Here is a 13,571-nt window from a genome sequence, read left to right on the forward strand (position 1 = left end):
CCCCCCCCCCCCCCGCCTCTTCTTGTTGTCAACCAGGGTTGACGCCACGGGGAGGTGTCAACCATAGTTGACAGCATGAGCGACAGCGGAGAACTCGCGGCCGCGGCGAGCAGCCGCGACCCCGCCGTGGGGCTCCGGGCGGTCCGCGCCCTTCGTGATCTCGCGGACCGCCTGGAGGGCCTGCAGGTGGGCAATGCCCGTGCGCAGGGCTGGTCCTGGCAGGACATCGCGGTCTGCCTCGGGGTGACCAGGCAGGCGGTGCACAAGAAGTACGCCCGACGTGGGCCCGGCAAGGACGAGGACGGAGGCTGAGCGATGTTCGAGCGTTTCACCGAGGCGGCACGGCAGACGGTGGTCGCGGCGCAGGAGGAGGCGCGGGAGTTGCACCACTCCTCCGTGGGGACGGAGCACCTGCTGCTGGCGGCCCTGCGGCAGGTCGGCGACCCGTCCGCCGCGGTGCTGATCGACGCCGGGCTGGACCTGGAGACGGCGCGGGCGGCCGTGCGCCGCCTGCTCGGGGAGGAGGGCCGGGCGGAGGCGCTGGCCTCGATCGGGGTGGACCTGGACGCGGTGCGGGAGGCCGTCGAGTCCGTGTTCGGGGAGGGTGCGCTGGACGTTCCGGTGGCGCAGGAGCCCAAGCGCCGGGGGTGGTTCCGCTCCGGGTCGGTCTCCTTCGGGCGGGCACCCTTCACGGCCCGGGCGAAGAAGGCCCTGGAGCTGTCGCTGCGCGAGTCGCTGCAGCTCAGGTCGGGCCACATCGGCGTGGGCCACCTGCTGCTCGGGGTGATCCGCGAGGGAGAGGGGCTGGGCGTGCGGGTGATCGCCGACCACGGGCTCGACCTCGCCGCGGTCCGGAGTGCGGTCGAGAAGGCGCTGACCACGGAGGCCGGGTGAACCCGGGGGTGGTGCGTGTGCGGTGCGTGCGGGGGCCGGACGGCCCGTCAGTCGTCCGCTTGAGTCGGTGGACCGAATGACTATGATCGGCCGAATCGCGTGAACCGAACAGCCGCCCGGAGACGTTTCCCGACGTCGCCGGGCGGTCTGGTGTGCGCCCGCCTGCCACCCCGTCGCCCGAAGGAGACCGCCGATGACCGCCGCCCCGGCCCCGATCGCCCTCGACCCGCTGGCCCGCGACAGCGCCGCCGAAGGCGCCCTGCTGCGGGCGGCCGGACCGGTGGTGCCGGTGGTCCTGCCCGGCGGGGTCGCCGCCTGGGCGGTGGCGCGGCACGCGGCCGCGCGCGACCTTCTCACCGACGCCCGGCTGGTGAAGGACGCCCGGCACTGGGCCGCCTACCAGCGCGGCGAGGTGCCCGCGAACTGGCCGCTGATCGGCCTCGCGGTGCCCGGCCCGAGCATGGTCACCACGGACGGCGCCGAGCACCGCCGGCTGCGAGCGATCGTCGCCCAGGCGTTCACCCCGCGCCGGGTCGAGCTGATGCGCCCGCGCGTGGAGGAGATCACCCGCGCCCTGCTGGACGGCCTCGCGGCGGGCGAGCCGGTGGTGGACCTGAAGGCGGCCTTCGCCTTCCCCCTGCCGATGACGGTGATCTGCTCCCTGCTGGGCGTGCCGGAGCGCGACCACGCCGTCCTGCGTGACCTGTACGAGCGGTTCTTCGGCATCAAGCCGGACCCGGAGGGCATCCGGGCGACGGTCGCCGCCCTGAACGCCTTCGTCAACGACCTGGTGGCGCAGCGCCGTTCGGCCCCCGGCGAGGACCTGGCCAGCGCCCTGCTGGCGGCCGACGCCGAGGGCGGGGCGCTGACCGACGCGGAGGCTGCGGCCACCCTGCGGGTGATCATCGCGGCCGGGCACGAGACGACGGTGAACCTGATCGGCAACGCCGTCCGGGCGCTGCTGGCGCACCCGGAGCAGCTGGCGCTGGTGCGTTCGGGGGAGGTGTCCTGGGACGCGGTGGTGGAGGAGTCGCTGCGCTGGACGCCGCCGACCAGCAACTTCCTGTTCCGCTTCGCCGCGGAGGACATCGAGGTCGGCGACCTGGTGATCCCGGCGGGGGAGCCGGTGCTGGTCTCGTACAACGCGATCGGCCGGGACCCGCTGCAGCACGGGGTGACGGCCGAGCTGTTCGACGTCACCCGCGACCAGAGCCGCCACCTGTCCTTCGGCCACGGCCCGCACGTCTGCCCGGGGTCGCCGCTCGCGCGCCTGGAGGCGGGGGTCGCGCTGCCGGCGCTGTTCGAGCGCTTCCCGGACCTCGCCCTCGCGGTGCCGGACGGCGAACTGCGGATGAGCCCGTCGCTGGTGGTCAACAGCCTGCTGGAGCTGCCGGTCCGGCTCCGCTGAGGGGAGGAGCGGCGGGAAGGCCGGACGCGGATCTCGACGGCGGCGGGTGGCTGCGTTAACGTCGACGGATCGGTTCGGCCGCCCGGTCGTTCGTTCACCCTGCGATCCCCGTACGCCAACTCCCGTACAGCGCAATGTCGTTCAGCTCACAGCCGGCAGCACGCCCTGGCGAGGAGAACCGCATTGACCCTCAACCCGAACGCGCCGTCCCCGGGTTCACGCCGCAGAATCGCCGCCGTACCCGCCCTGTTGGCGGTGCTGGCCCTGACGGCGGCCTGCTCCAACAGTTCGAGTGGTTCCGGTGGCGGCGGCTCAGCGTCGTCGATGACCGGTGACTGCGCCAAGTACCAGGAGTACGCGGGACACTCGGGGACCAAGGTGACGATGTTCGCCTCGATCCTCAGCCCGGAGTCGGACAACCTGGAGAAGTCCTGGGCCGAGTTCAGCCGGTGCACCGGGATCAGCATCAGCTACGAGGGGTCCAACGACTTCGAGTCGCAGCTGCCCGTGCGGGTGGCCGGCGGCAACACCCCGGACCTCGCGATCATCCCCCAACCGGGCCTGCTGGCGCAGATGGTGAAGAGCGGCAAGGTCGTCAAGCCGCCCGCGAAGACCGTCGAGAACCAGAACAAGTGGAGCCCGGTCTGGAAGACGTACGGCTCGGTCAACGGCACCTTCTACGCGGCGCCGATGAGCGCCAACATGAAGTCGCTGGTCTGGTACTCGCCGAAGGCGTTCAAGGCGGCCGGCTACGAGGTGCCGAAGACCTGGGCCGACCTGATGGCGCTCAGCGACCGGATCGCCAAGGCCGGCGGCCCCAGGCCCTGGTGCGGCGGCATCGCCTCCGGCACGGCTACGGGCTGGCCGGCCACCGACTGGCTGGAGGAGGTGGTGCTGGGCACGTACGGCGGTGATGTGTACGACCAGTGGGTGGGCCACCAGGTCAAGTTCTCCGACGAGAGGATCCAGACGGCGATGAGGACCGTCGCCGACTGGCTGCAGAACCCGGCCTGGGTCAACGGCGGTTACGGCGACGTCAAGTCGATCGCCACCACCACGTTCCAGGACGCGGGCGCGCCGGTCCTCACCGGCAAGTGCGCGATGCTCCAGCAGGCGTCCTTCTACGAGGCGCAGTGGCCCAAGGGCACCAAGGTCGGCCCGGACGGGGACGTCTTCGCCTTCCACCTGCCGGCGGTGAACCCGTCGATCCCCAGCCCGGTCGAGGGCGGCGGCGAGTTCCTGGCCGCCTTCTCCGGCAAGCCCGAGGTGCAGGCGGTGCAGAACTACCTGTCCAGCACGGAGTGGGCGAGCAGCCGGGTGAGGACGGCGACCGGCTGGGTCTCGGCCAACCAGGGCGTGGACAAGAGCCTGTACACCGATCCGATCGACCAGCTCTCGGCCGCGGCGCTGACCGACCCGGCCGCCACCTTCCGCTTCGACGCCTCCGACCTGATGCCGGCCGCGGTGGGCGCCGGGCAGGAGTGGAAGTCGCTGACGGCCTGGTTCGCGGAGGGCCAGTCGATCCAGAAGACCGCCGCCGACATCGACGCCGCCTGGCCGCAGTAGCCGGCCCGCGGCGGCCGGGGCCGCATCGGCCGGCCTCACCGGGACCACCTGCCGAGGGCGGTGCGGGGCCACCCACCCGCACCGCCCGCCCCTCCCTCTCCCTCGCACGCTCGCGCGTGCTCGCTCGCTCGCTTGCACCGGAAGGTGATCGGACCCGAAGGGAAGCACCCCCATGCCCGTACCCGGTTCACCGCCGCCCGTCGCGCTCGCCACCGGCGCCTGGGGCGACGCGGCGCTCAAGTTCGGCAACACCCTCGGCGCCGTCGCCGGCTTCCTCGGCATCCTGCTGGTGGTCTTCTTCGTCGCCGGCCGCGCCCGGGGCCGGCTCGCCCGCCCGCTGGCCGTCCTGGTGTTCCTCGGCCCGGCCGTGCTGCTCCTGCTCGTCGGCCTGGTGGTGCCGCTGGTGCGCACCGTCTACCTGAGCCTGCACAACGACGACGGCAGCCGGTTCGTCGGCGAGGACAACTTCCACTGGGCGTTCACCTCGGACGACGTGCGGCACGTGCTGCTCAACACCCTGCTGTGGCTGGCGGTCGTCCCGCTGGTGGCGACGGGCCTGGGCCTGCTGCTGGCGCTGATGGTGGACCGGATGCGCGGCCAGTCGGTCTACAAGTCGCTGATCTTCATGCCGATGGCGATCTCGCTGGTCGGCGCGTCGATCATCTTCAAGTTCGTCTACGAGTCGCGCGGCCCCGGGCAGCACCAGATCGGCCTGCTCAGCCAGGTCGCCGTGGCCCTGGGCTGGGACGATCCGCCGAACTGGATGCTCTCCCAGCCGCTGAACACCTTCCTGCTGATGGCGGTGATGGTCTGGGTGCAGACGGGCTTCGCGTTGGTGGTCCTGTCCGCGGCGATCAAGGCGATCCCGTCCGAGGTGGTGGAGGCGGCCCGGCTGGACGGCGCGAGCGGGGCGCGGCTGTTCTGGTACGTCACCGTGCCGATGATCCGCACCACGGTGATGGTCGTCCTGACCACCGTCATGATCATCACCCTGAAGTGCTTCGACATCGTCCGCACCATGACCGGCGGCAACTTCGGCACCCAGGTGCTGGCCAACGAGATGTACTCGCAGTCCTTCTCGCAGTTCAACGACGGGCGGGGCAGCGCGCTGGCGGTGCTGCTCTTCCTGGCCGTGCTGCCGCTGGTGGCCTACAACATCGTCCAGCTGCGGAAGGAGCGTGAGGTGCGGTGAGCGCGCTGATCAGGGAAGGCGGACGGGAGGGGTCGGCGCGGTCGCTGCGCTCGGTGCGCAGGGCCTTCGGCTCCCCGCTGGCCTCGGTGTTCGTGATCGCGATGACGGTGCTGTGGACGATCCCGACGCTCGGCCTGCTGGTCACCTCCCTGCGCCCCAAGCAGGACGTGACGGCCGACGGCTGGTGGAACGCCCTCCTCCACCCGGACTTCGGCTTCGGCAACTACCACTCGGTGCTCTTCGAGGGCGGCTCCGGCGTCTCCACCGGGCTGATGCCGTACCTGGTGAACTCGCTGGCGATCAGCATCCCGGCGACGGTGTTCCCGCTGGTGCTGGCGGCGATGGCCGCGTACGTGCTGGCCTGGGTGCGGTTCCGGGGCAGCGACGCGGTGTTCCTGACGGTCTTCGGGCTCCAGGTGGTGCCGCTGCAGATGGCGCTGATCCCACTGCTGCGGCTGTTCTCCGGCGGTGCGCACCTGGGCCCGCTGACGCTGATCCCGGCGGTGGACCTCAAGGGCAGCTATGCGCCGGTCTGGCTGGCGCACACGATGTTCGCGCTGCCGCTGGCGGTGTTCCTGCTGCACAACTTCATCGCCCAGCTGCCGCGGGACCTGATGGAGGCGGCGGTGGTGGACGGCGCCTCGCACTTCCGGATCTTCCGCTCGATCGTGCTGCCGCTGTGCACCCCGGCGCTGGCCTCGTTCGCGATCTTCCAGTTCCTGTGGGTCTGGAACGACCTGCTGGTCGCGCTGACCTTCGCCGGGGGCACCCCGGAGGTGGCGCCGATGACGGTGCGGCTGGCGCAGCTGTCAGGGTCCTTCGGCGGGCGCTGGGAACTGCTGACGGCGGGGGCGTTCCTGTCGATCATCGTGCCGCTGGCCGTGTTCTTCGGCCTGCAGCGGTACTTCGTGCGGGGGCTGCTGGCGGGGTCGGTGAAGGGCTGAACACGCGCGTACGGCCGGCCGGGAGGTCCCCGGCCGGCCGTACGCGCGTGTGTCGCCGGTCGTCAGTGCATCGCGACGCCGGAGGCGGAGCCCTGCAGGTCGCTGGCCTTGGCCTTGATCGCGAAGACCGCGACCAGGAAGGCGACCCCGGCGAGGGCGGCGCCCACGATGAAGCCGTGCGAGATGCCCTGGGTCAGCACCATGTTGGCGGCGTCGGTGCCCTGCGGGAAGTTCTGGTTCTCCTTGAAGTACGCCAGCTGCTCCGGCGTCGCCGTCTTCAGGAAGTTCGGCACCTGAACAGCGGCCTCGTCCTTGGCGTAGGTGGCGAAGACCGTGGTCAGGATCGACAGGCCGAGCGAACCACCGATCTGCTGCATGGAGTTGAGCAGGCCGGACGCGGCGCCGGTCTCCTCGCCGGCCACACCCGAGACGGTGATCAGCATGACCGGGACGAAGATCATTCCCATGCCGAGGCCGAAGACGACCGTGGGGCCGAAGACGCCGTCCAGGTAGCCGCTGTCCTTGTTCATCTGCGTCAGCCAGGCGAGACCGACGGTGACGAGGAACGCGCCGCCCGCCATGAACGGCTTCGGGCCGTACTTGGCCTGGAGCTGGGAGGCGAGCTGGGCGGTGATGATGATCGCGACGCTGATCGGCAGGAAGGAGACGCCGGCCTTCAACGGGCTGTAGCCGAGCGGCCCCTGCACGAACAGCACGACGTAGAAGAAGATGCCGAACATGGCCGCGGCGATGCAGAGCATCATCACCAGGCTGCCGGTGCGGTTGCGGTCGGCGAACAGGTGCAGCGGGGTGATCGGCTGGGCGGTGCGCGTCTCGATCACGATGAACGCGGCGATCAGGATCACGCCGCCCACGAAGGAGCCGATCGTGACCGGGTCCGACCAGCCGTCCGAGGCGGCGCGGATGAACCCGTAGACGAGGCCGACCAGGCCGAGCGTCGAGGTCATCGCACCGGGCAGGTCGAACTTGCCGGCGACGCGCGGCGATTCGGTGATGTAGCGCGGCGCGGCGACGGCGATCAGGATCGCGATCGGCACGTTGACGAAGAACACCCAGCGCCAGTTCAGGTACTCGGTGAGCAGACCGCCGGCGAGCAGGCCGATCGCCGCGCCCGAGCCGGCCACCGCGGAGAAGACGCCGAACGCCTTGTTGCGCTCCGGCCCCTCCTCGAAGTTGGTGGCGATCAGGGCGAAGGCCGTCGGTGAGCAGATCGCGCCGCCGATGCCCTGCAGGGCGCGGGCCGCCAGCAGCAGGCCGCTGTCCTGCGCGAAGCCGCCGAGCAGGGAGGCCAGGCCGAAGAGCAGGGTGCCGAAGATGAACACCCGGCGGCGGCCGAGGATGTCGCCCGCGCGGCCGCCGAGTAGCAGCAGCCCGCCGAAGGTCAGCGTGTAGGCGTTGATGACCCAGGACAGGTCGGTGGTCGAGAACTTGAGCGCGTCCTGGATGTGCGGCAGCGCGATGTTCACGATGGTGGCGTCGAGTACCACCATCAGCTGCGTGGCCGCGATGACCGTCAGGGTGATGCCCTTGCCGCGGCCCTGCTGCGGCTGTGATTGCTTGTGGAGAGTGTCGGAGATAGCCACGAAATGTGCCCCCTGCTGGCTATGTGTGTGCTGCTGCGGTACTCGGTGCCCCGGTAGCCAAGGAACGGGATCGTTCACTAATCGGGACGATATCCTGGCCCTGATTGTGAACGCAAGCGTTCCTTAAAAAGGGGTGGGTGGATGGCGGCGGTGGATCGCTTGGTGCGGCGGCGGGGGAAGGAACTGGAGAACGCGATCTTCGAAGCGACGCTCGACCAGCTCACCTCCGGCGGATTCGCACGCCTGACGATGGAAGGAGTCGCCGCCGCGGCGCGGACCGGGAAGGCCGCGCTGTACCGGCGGTGGGGGTCCAAGGTCGAACTCGTCATCGACTCCCTGGACGCCACTCTGCCACGCCCCCGCGCGGTGCCCGACCTCGGGTCCGCCCGGGCCGAATTGCTGCAGCTCATCGAGTTGTTCGCGGCGGCCTCGGCCTCGCGGGTGGGCGCCGCCATTCACACGCTCATGGGGGAGGTGTCCCAGCAGCAGGCCGAGATGTTCAAGGACTTCCTCACGGGCCGGGTGATCGATCCGACCACGGAGACCGTCCTCGACATCCTGCGCCGCGGCATCGATCGCGGCGACGTCCGGCCCGGGGTGGCCACCCCGATGGTCGCCGACGTCGTACCGGCGATGCTCTTCTACCACGTCAAGGCGACCGGCGCGGAGCCGATGCCGGGCGACTACGCGAGCCGGCTGGTGGACGAGGTGCTGATGCCGATGGTCGGGCGGTAGGGGCATCGGGGGCGGGCTTCGGGGGAGGGTCGGGGCGGGCTTCGGCGGCGGGTCGGGGCGGGTATGAACGGGCTTAGGCTGGAGACCGCCCCAGTCGAACGGAAGCCGCCATGCCCATCGTCCCCCCGACACACTCCGTCGAGCGCTCGCTCCGCCGGGCCGGCGCCAAGGTCGTGGTCGGGCTGGACGAAGTCGGGCGCGGCGCCTGGGCCGGGCCGGTCACCGTGGGCGCGGCCGTCACGGGCCTGCGCCGGGCGCCGGAGGGGCTGACCGACTCCAAGCTGCTCACCGAACTGCGCCGCCAGGCGCTCGCCCCCGTCCTCGCGGACTGGGTCACCGCCTACGCGCTCGGCTCCGCCTCCCCGCAGGAGTGCGACGAACTCGGCATGACGGCGGCGCTGCGGCTGGCCGCCGTCCGCGCGCTGGAGGCCCTGCCCGTCGAGCCGGACGCGGTCATCCTGGACGGCAAGCACGACTACCTGGGCGGCCCCTGGCGGGTGCGCACGGTGATCAAGGGCGACCAGTCCTGCGTCTGCGTGGCCGCCGCCTCCGTCCTCGCCAAGGTCCACCGCGACGGACTGATGGCCGAACTCGGCGAGGCGCACCCCGAATTCGGCTTCGCCGACAACGCCGGCTACCCGTCCCCGGTGCACCGCGCCGCGCTGGAGGAGTACGGCCCCACCGAACACCACCGGCTCTCCTGGGCGTACCTGGACGCGCTCCCGAAGTGGCGCCACCTCAAGCGCGTTCGGGACGTCGACGGCGCCGCGCAGGGGTGCGCCGACGAACAGTTGACGCTCGGTTTCTGACGTTCCGTCGGGAATTGCCTGGGTGTGGAGTTGAACCGTTCGGTGCCCAATGGGTGGGGTGCCCGTGCGCGTTCGACCGGCATTTGATAGATATCCGGGTATGCCTGTCTTCCCCGAGGAGCCGGAGATTCACGAGAGCCTCCCGGGCCCCGGCGTTCCCTTCCACCGCGAGTCGGACGCACAAGCCCTCAACGCGCCTGCCACCGGCGGCACACCTGCCACCGCATCCTCCACCGCACCTTCCACCGTCGCCGCCCCGGTGCCCGGCCCCCGCCAGGCGCCGCGCCCGGCTCCGCCGGGAGCCGCCAAGCCCGGCCCGCCGCGCCCGATCCCCAAGCCCGGGCCGCGCCGCCCGGCACCCGCCGCACCGCAGGTCGAGGTCCGGCGCATCGCCGCCGGCCCGGCCCAGGCGCTGGAACGCGCCGACGAGGCGGTCGACCAGTTGCTGGACGCGGGCCGTGACCCGGGTCAGATCCTGGTGCTGACGGTCGGCGAGGCGCACCCCTGGCAGCAGCACGAGGTCTCCTTCGGTGAGGAGCGCTACTGGGCGCAGCTCGCCGAGGGCGGCGACGTGTTCTACGCGGACGCCAAGTTCGGCCGCCAGACCCGCCGCGAGGTGGTCGTCCTGGTGGTCAACGGCGGACCGGCCGCCCGGGCCGCCGAGGCGTACGCCGAGGCGCTGGGCCGCGCGACCGCGCTGCTCGTGGTCTGCGGCGACGCCGGCCCGGCGGCCGGCGCCGCGCCCGGGCGGCGGGGTGCCGGGGCGCGGTCCGACCGGCTGAAGGTCTGACCGGCTGAAGGTCTGACCGGCGGAGCGCCTCGTGGCGTGATCGGCTGACCGCTTGCCCGACTGGCTGGCCGACCGCGCGACTGGCTGACCGACCGTCTGACGGCCGACTGCCTGGCCGGTGGTCGGCCGGTCAGGCGGTCGACGGTCGGCGTGACCGCTCGGCTGTTCGCTGTGACCGCGGGCCCGGAGTCGTGAGGCGCCGGGCGCCGTCCGTCCGTTACGGGATCAGCGGGTGCCGGTGCGTCGGGTCGGTTCCACGGCCGAGACCCGCGCCGGGGTCCACGGGCCCTCGGTCGGGAGGGCGAGCGGCCCGCCCTCGCCGCGGCGGACCGGGTCGACCGTCTGCCTGGTCCTGCGGCCGCGCGCCGCGTCGTCCAGCACCGACCGGGGCGGCAGCTCCGTCACGGTGTGCACCGGCCCGTCCGCCCATGAACCCGCGTGCGGATTGCGCCCGCCGCGCCCGTCCCCGAGGATCTGCCAGCCCGCAGGGGTGAGCCCGATGTACGAGCCGCAGCGCAGCCCGTGCAGCGCGGAGGCGTCGCGCACCGCCCACATCCAGGCGCCGTCCTGCTCCGTCCAGCCGGGCGCCCCCTCGCGGCAGCGAAGCAGCACGGCGGTCCGGGTCGGGTGGGCGAGCCGCAGGTCGTGCGGGGTGATCCGGCGCAGCTGGGTGAGCAGTGCGTTGCGGTGCTGCCAGCCGTCGGAGTCGTGCGGCCAGGGGGTGAAGGAGGCCGAGGCGGTGAGGTGGTGGAGCGCGTCCAGTACGGCGACCACGACCGTGCCCGGTTGGGGCAGGTGCCGTTGGTGCAGCTCCAGCACGAAGTCGCGCGGATCGCGCAGCAGCGGAATCCCCCCGGCTCTCCAGCCCTCCATGTCGAGCAGTCTTCTGGCCTCGGACCCCCTGGTGAGGGGATTCTGACCGGGGTCGCTGCCGCTGATCACGATCCTCCTTCCTGGCCCGAGGGAAGGCCGATGCCTGGGTACGCCGAAGGACGGGTCCCACGGACCTGATTTCGGGTACCCTCCGATTCTCGCGGAACCAGGGGTGAAGCGGCAATGACGAAATGATGAACGCCGCCGGATGGCTCTGTGTCGGGAGGGTGTGCTCCGGTGTCGGTCGAGTGATGGCCGACCAGTCATTGACCTTGATCCGAGCGGTATGCGGCGCGCAGTGAACCGTTCGGTGCATGGTGACCGGTCCTTTCCGTTCGGATGCCCTGTGTGATCGAAGTCGCTCGGTCGTGATCCTTTCTGTTAGGCCATTCGGGTGACGGGTGAGAGTGGCGCGGGTGGCTGCGTCCCGGCTGGATCAACTTCTCCCGCTCACCCCTGCACCGCCAGCACCAGCGGCAGCACCGCGCTCGCCCCCGCCCGGCGCAGCAGCCGGGCGGCCACGGTGACCGTCCAGCCCGAGTCGACCAGGTCGTCCACCAGCAGCACCGGCCCGCCGGCCGCCGCCACCGCCTGCTCCACCTCCGGAGGCAGCATCAGAGCCCCGGCCAGGGCGTTCAGCCGCTGGGCGCTGTTGCTGCGCGCCCCGTGCGGCGGCTGCCCGCCCGCGTACTCGATCCGGCCGAGCAGCGGCAGCCGCCCGATCTCGGCGATCCGCGCGCCGAGGCTGCCGACCAGCTGGGGGCGCGAGGAGGAGGCCATGGTCACCACACCGACCGGCCGCTCCAGCCTGGCGCCCTCCGAGGTGGCCGGCCCGGCCCAGCCGCCCGGCCCGCGGGCCCAGTCGGCCAGCACCGTCACCAGCGCGTCCACCGCCTCGCCGGGCACGGGCACGTCCGGCGCCTGCTCGGCCAGCAGGCTGCGCAGCCGGTTGCCCCAGCCGATGTCGGAGAGCCGGCCCAACGCCCGGCCGCTCTCGGCCTGCTCGCCCGCCGGGATGCGGCCCTTGAGCGGCACGCCGAGCGCGTCCATCCCGGTCGGCCACAGCCGGCGCGGCTCGAAGGGCACACCGGGGCGGCCGAGCGCGGCCCGGGCGGCGGCGAGCGTCTCCTCGGAGACGTCGGGGGTGTGGCGCGGCCCAGCGCAGGTGTCGCACCGCCCGCAGGGCGCGGCCTGCTCGTCGTCCAGCTGTCGGCGTAGGAACTCCATCCGGCAGCCGGTGGTCGCCGCGTACTCGCGCATCGCCCGCTGCTCGGCCTCCCGGGAGGCGGCGACCTTGGCGTACCGGGCGCCGTCGTACGCCCAGCTCTGGCCGGTGGCCGTCCAGCCGCCCTTGACCCGGCGGACGGCGCCGTCCACGTCGAGCACCTTGAGCATGGTCTCCAGCCGGGCGCGGCGCAGGTCCACCCGGGGCTCCAGCGCGGCGGTGGAGAGCGGGCGGCCGGCCTCGGCCAGGGCGTCGATGGTGCGGCGCACCTGCTCCTCGGGCGGGAAGGCGAGCGAGGCGAAGTAGCGCCAGATCGCCTCGTCCTCGCGGCCGGGCAGCAGCAGCACCTCGGCCCGGTCGACGCCGCGCCCGGCCCGGCCGACCTGCTGGTAGTAGGCGATCGGCGAGCTGGGGGAGCCCAGGTGGACGACGAACCCGAGGTCGGGCTTGTCGAAGCCCATGCCCAGGGCGGAGGTGGCGACCAGGGCCTTGACCCGGTTGGCCAGCAGGTCGGCCTCGGCGGTGCGGCGCTCGGCGTCCTCGGTGCGGCCCGAGTAGGAGGCGACCGGGAAGCCGCGCTCGCGCAGGAAGGCCGTGACCTCCTCGGCGGCGGCCACCGTCAGGGTGTAGACGATGCCCGAGCCCGGCAGCCGGTCGAGGTGGTCGGCCAGCCAGGCGAGCCGGTGCGCCGGGTCGGACAGCGACAGCACGCCCAGGGTGAGGCTCTCCCGGTCGAGCGGGCCGCGCAGCACCAGGGCGTCGGTGTCCGTGGCGCCGGTGCCCAGCTGCTCGGCGACATCGGCGGTGACCCGGGCGTTGGCGGTGGCGGTGGTGGCCAGCACGGGCACGCCGGGCGGCAGGTCGGCGAGCATGGTGCGCAGCCGCCGGTAGTCGGGGCGGAAGTCGTGGCCCCAGTCGGAGATGCAGTGGGCCTCGTCGACCACCAGCAGGCCCGTGGAGGCGGCGAGCTCGGGCAGCACCTGGTCCCGGAAGTCGGGGTTGTTCAGCCGCTCAGGGCTGACGAGCAGGATGTCGACCTTGCCGGAGGCGACCTCGGCCTGGATCTCGTCCCACTCGTCGCTGTTGGCGGAGTTGATGGTGCGGGCGTGGATGCCGGCCCTGGCGGCCGACTCGACCTGGTTGCGCATCAGGGCGAGCAGCGGGGAGACGATCACCGTCGGCCCGGAGCCCCGGGCGCGGAGCAGGGCCGTGGCGACGAAGTAGACCGCGGACTTGCCCCAGCCGGTGCGCTGGACGACCAGGGCACGGCGGTGGTCGACCACGAGGGCCTCGATGGCCGTCCACTGGTCCTCGCGCAGGGCGGCGCCGGCCCCGGCGAGCTCGCGCAGGACGGCCTCGGCCCGCGCCCTGACCTCGGCGCGGTCGGTGGCGGTGGCGGTGATGTGCATCTCGGGCTGCTGCATGGCCTCGATGTAACCCCATGCCGCCGACAAGGGGCGAATGCCGGTGGGGGGAGGGATGGCGAAGAGGAGGTGTCTTTCATCCGCTCTTCAGTTGAACGCGCGGTTTT

The 13,571-nt window shown here is 72.3% G+C and carries 12 protein-coding genes; 9 read left to right on the forward strand and 3 right to left on the reverse strand.

The features are described from left to right. Positions 1-75 precede the first annotated feature (75 nt). From IH61_RS0125335 to IH61_RS0125360, 6 genes are all read left to right on the forward strand, one after another. Positions 76-312 (forward strand): DNA-directed RNA polymerase sigma-70 factor, encoded by a 237-nt coding sequence (locus IH61_RS0125335; protein WP_031073719.1) that lies wholly within the window; start codon positions 76-78, stop codon positions 310-312. A gap of 3 nt (positions 313-315) precedes the next feature. Further along, positions 316-894 (forward strand): Clp protease N-terminal domain-containing protein, encoded by a 579-nt coding sequence (locus IH61_RS0125340; protein ID WP_031073721.1) that lies wholly within the window; start codon positions 316-318, stop codon positions 892-894. Positions 895-1,087: 193 nt separating this feature from the next. Next, positions 1,088-2,302 (forward strand): cytochrome P450 family protein, encoded by a 1,215-nt coding sequence (locus IH61_RS0125345; RefSeq protein WP_031073723.1) that lies wholly within the window; start codon positions 1,088-1,090, stop codon positions 2,300-2,302. Positions 2,303-2,485: 183 nt separating this feature from the next. Then, a complete protein-coding gene (locus tag IH61_RS0125350; RefSeq protein WP_078911386.1) occupies positions 2,486-3,868 on the forward strand; it encodes an ABC transporter substrate-binding protein in 1,383 nt (460 codons plus the stop codon). 172 nt (positions 3,869-4,040) lie between these two features. Beyond that, on the forward strand, positions 4,041-5,060 hold the full coding sequence (locus tag IH61_RS0125355) for a carbohydrate ABC transporter permease (protein WP_031073727.1): 1,020 nt from the start codon (positions 4,041-4,043) through the stop codon (positions 5,058-5,060). After that, positions 5,057-6,004, forward strand: coding sequence for a carbohydrate ABC transporter permease (locus IH61_RS0125360; RefSeq protein WP_037973344.1), 948 nt, complete (start codon positions 5,057-5,059; stop codon positions 6,002-6,004). Before IH61_RS0125355 ends, IH61_RS0125360 begins: the two co-directional genes overlap by 4 nt. Before the next feature lie 62 nt (positions 6,005-6,066). Here the strand turns inward: IH61_RS0125360 and IH61_RS0125365 are convergent, their stop codons facing one another. Continuing rightward, positions 6,067-7,608, reverse strand: a complete 1,542-nt coding sequence (locus IH61_RS0125365; protein ID WP_051837946.1) for an MFS transporter — start codon at positions 7,606-7,608, stop codon at positions 6,067-6,069. 141 nt (positions 7,609-7,749) lie between these two features. Between IH61_RS0125365 and IH61_RS0125370 the strand changes: the two genes are divergently transcribed. From IH61_RS0125370 to IH61_RS0125380, 3 genes are all read left to right on the forward strand, one after another. Then, a complete protein-coding gene (locus IH61_RS0125370) occupies positions 7,750-8,343 on the forward strand; it encodes a TetR-like C-terminal domain-containing protein (RefSeq protein WP_031073734.1) in 594 nt (197 codons plus the stop codon). 110 nt (positions 8,344-8,453) lie between these two features. Continuing rightward, entirely contained in the window at positions 8,454-9,152 is a 699-nt protein-coding gene (locus IH61_RS0125375; protein ID WP_031073736.1) for a ribonuclease HII, read from the forward strand. A 100-nt stretch (positions 9,153-9,252) separates the two neighbouring features. Further along, positions 9,253-9,942, forward strand: coding sequence for a hypothetical protein (locus tag IH61_RS0125380; protein WP_063763262.1), 690 nt, complete (start codon positions 9,253-9,255; stop codon positions 9,940-9,942). Positions 9,943-10,167: 225 nt separating this feature from the next. Here the strand turns inward: IH61_RS0125380 and IH61_RS0125385 are convergent, their stop codons facing one another. After that, positions 10,168-10,884, reverse strand: a complete 717-nt coding sequence (locus tag IH61_RS0125385) for a hypothetical protein (protein ID WP_063763263.1) — start codon at positions 10,882-10,884, stop codon at positions 10,168-10,170. A gap of 381 nt (positions 10,885-11,265) precedes the next feature. Next, positions 11,266-13,464 carry a RecQ family ATP-dependent DNA helicase gene (locus IH61_RS0125390; RefSeq protein WP_199823380.1) on the reverse strand — a complete coding sequence of 733 codons (2,199 nt, stop codon included), beginning with the start codon at positions 13,462-13,464 and terminating at the stop codon, positions 11,266-11,268. Positions 13,465-13,571 lie beyond the last annotated feature (107 nt).

Origin of the sequence: Streptomyces sp. NRRL WC-3742 (assembly GCF_000720635.1) — a bacterium.
In the GTDB taxonomy this organism is placed as follows: Bacteria; Actinomycetota; Actinomycetes; order Streptomycetales; family Streptomycetaceae; genus Kitasatospora.

Bases quoted from the DNA above. Each gene is read 5' to 3' on its own strand.
- IH61_RS0125345 (WP_031073723.1), top strand. From the start codon at position 1,088: ATGACCGCCGCCCCGGCCCCGATCGCCCTCGACCCGCTGGCCCGCGAC.
- IH61_RS0125335 (WP_031073719.1), top strand. From the start codon at position 76: ATGAGCGACAGCGGAGAACTCGCGGCCGCGGCGAGCAGCCGCGACCCC.
- IH61_RS0125340 (WP_031073721.1), top strand. From the start codon at position 316: ATGTTCGAGCGTTTCACCGAGGCGGCACGGCAGACGGTGGTCGCGGCG.
- IH61_RS0125380 (WP_063763262.1), top strand. From the start codon at position 9,253: ATGCCTGTCTTCCCCGAGGAGCCGGAGATTCACGAGAGCCTCCCGGGC.
- IH61_RS0125375 (WP_031073736.1), top strand. From the start codon at position 8,454: ATGCCCATCGTCCCCCCGACACACTCCGTCGAGCGCTCGCTCCGCCGG.
- IH61_RS0125355 (WP_031073727.1), top strand. From the start codon at position 4,041: ATGCCCGTACCCGGTTCACCGCCGCCCGTCGCGCTCGCCACCGGCGCC.
- IH61_RS0125390 (WP_199823380.1), bottom strand. From the start codon at position 13,464: ATGCAGCAGCCCGAGATGCACATCACCGCCACCGCCACCGACCGCGCC.
- IH61_RS0125370 (WP_031073734.1), top strand. From the start codon at position 7,750: ATGGCGGCGGTGGATCGCTTGGTGCGGCGGCGGGGGAAGGAACTGGAG.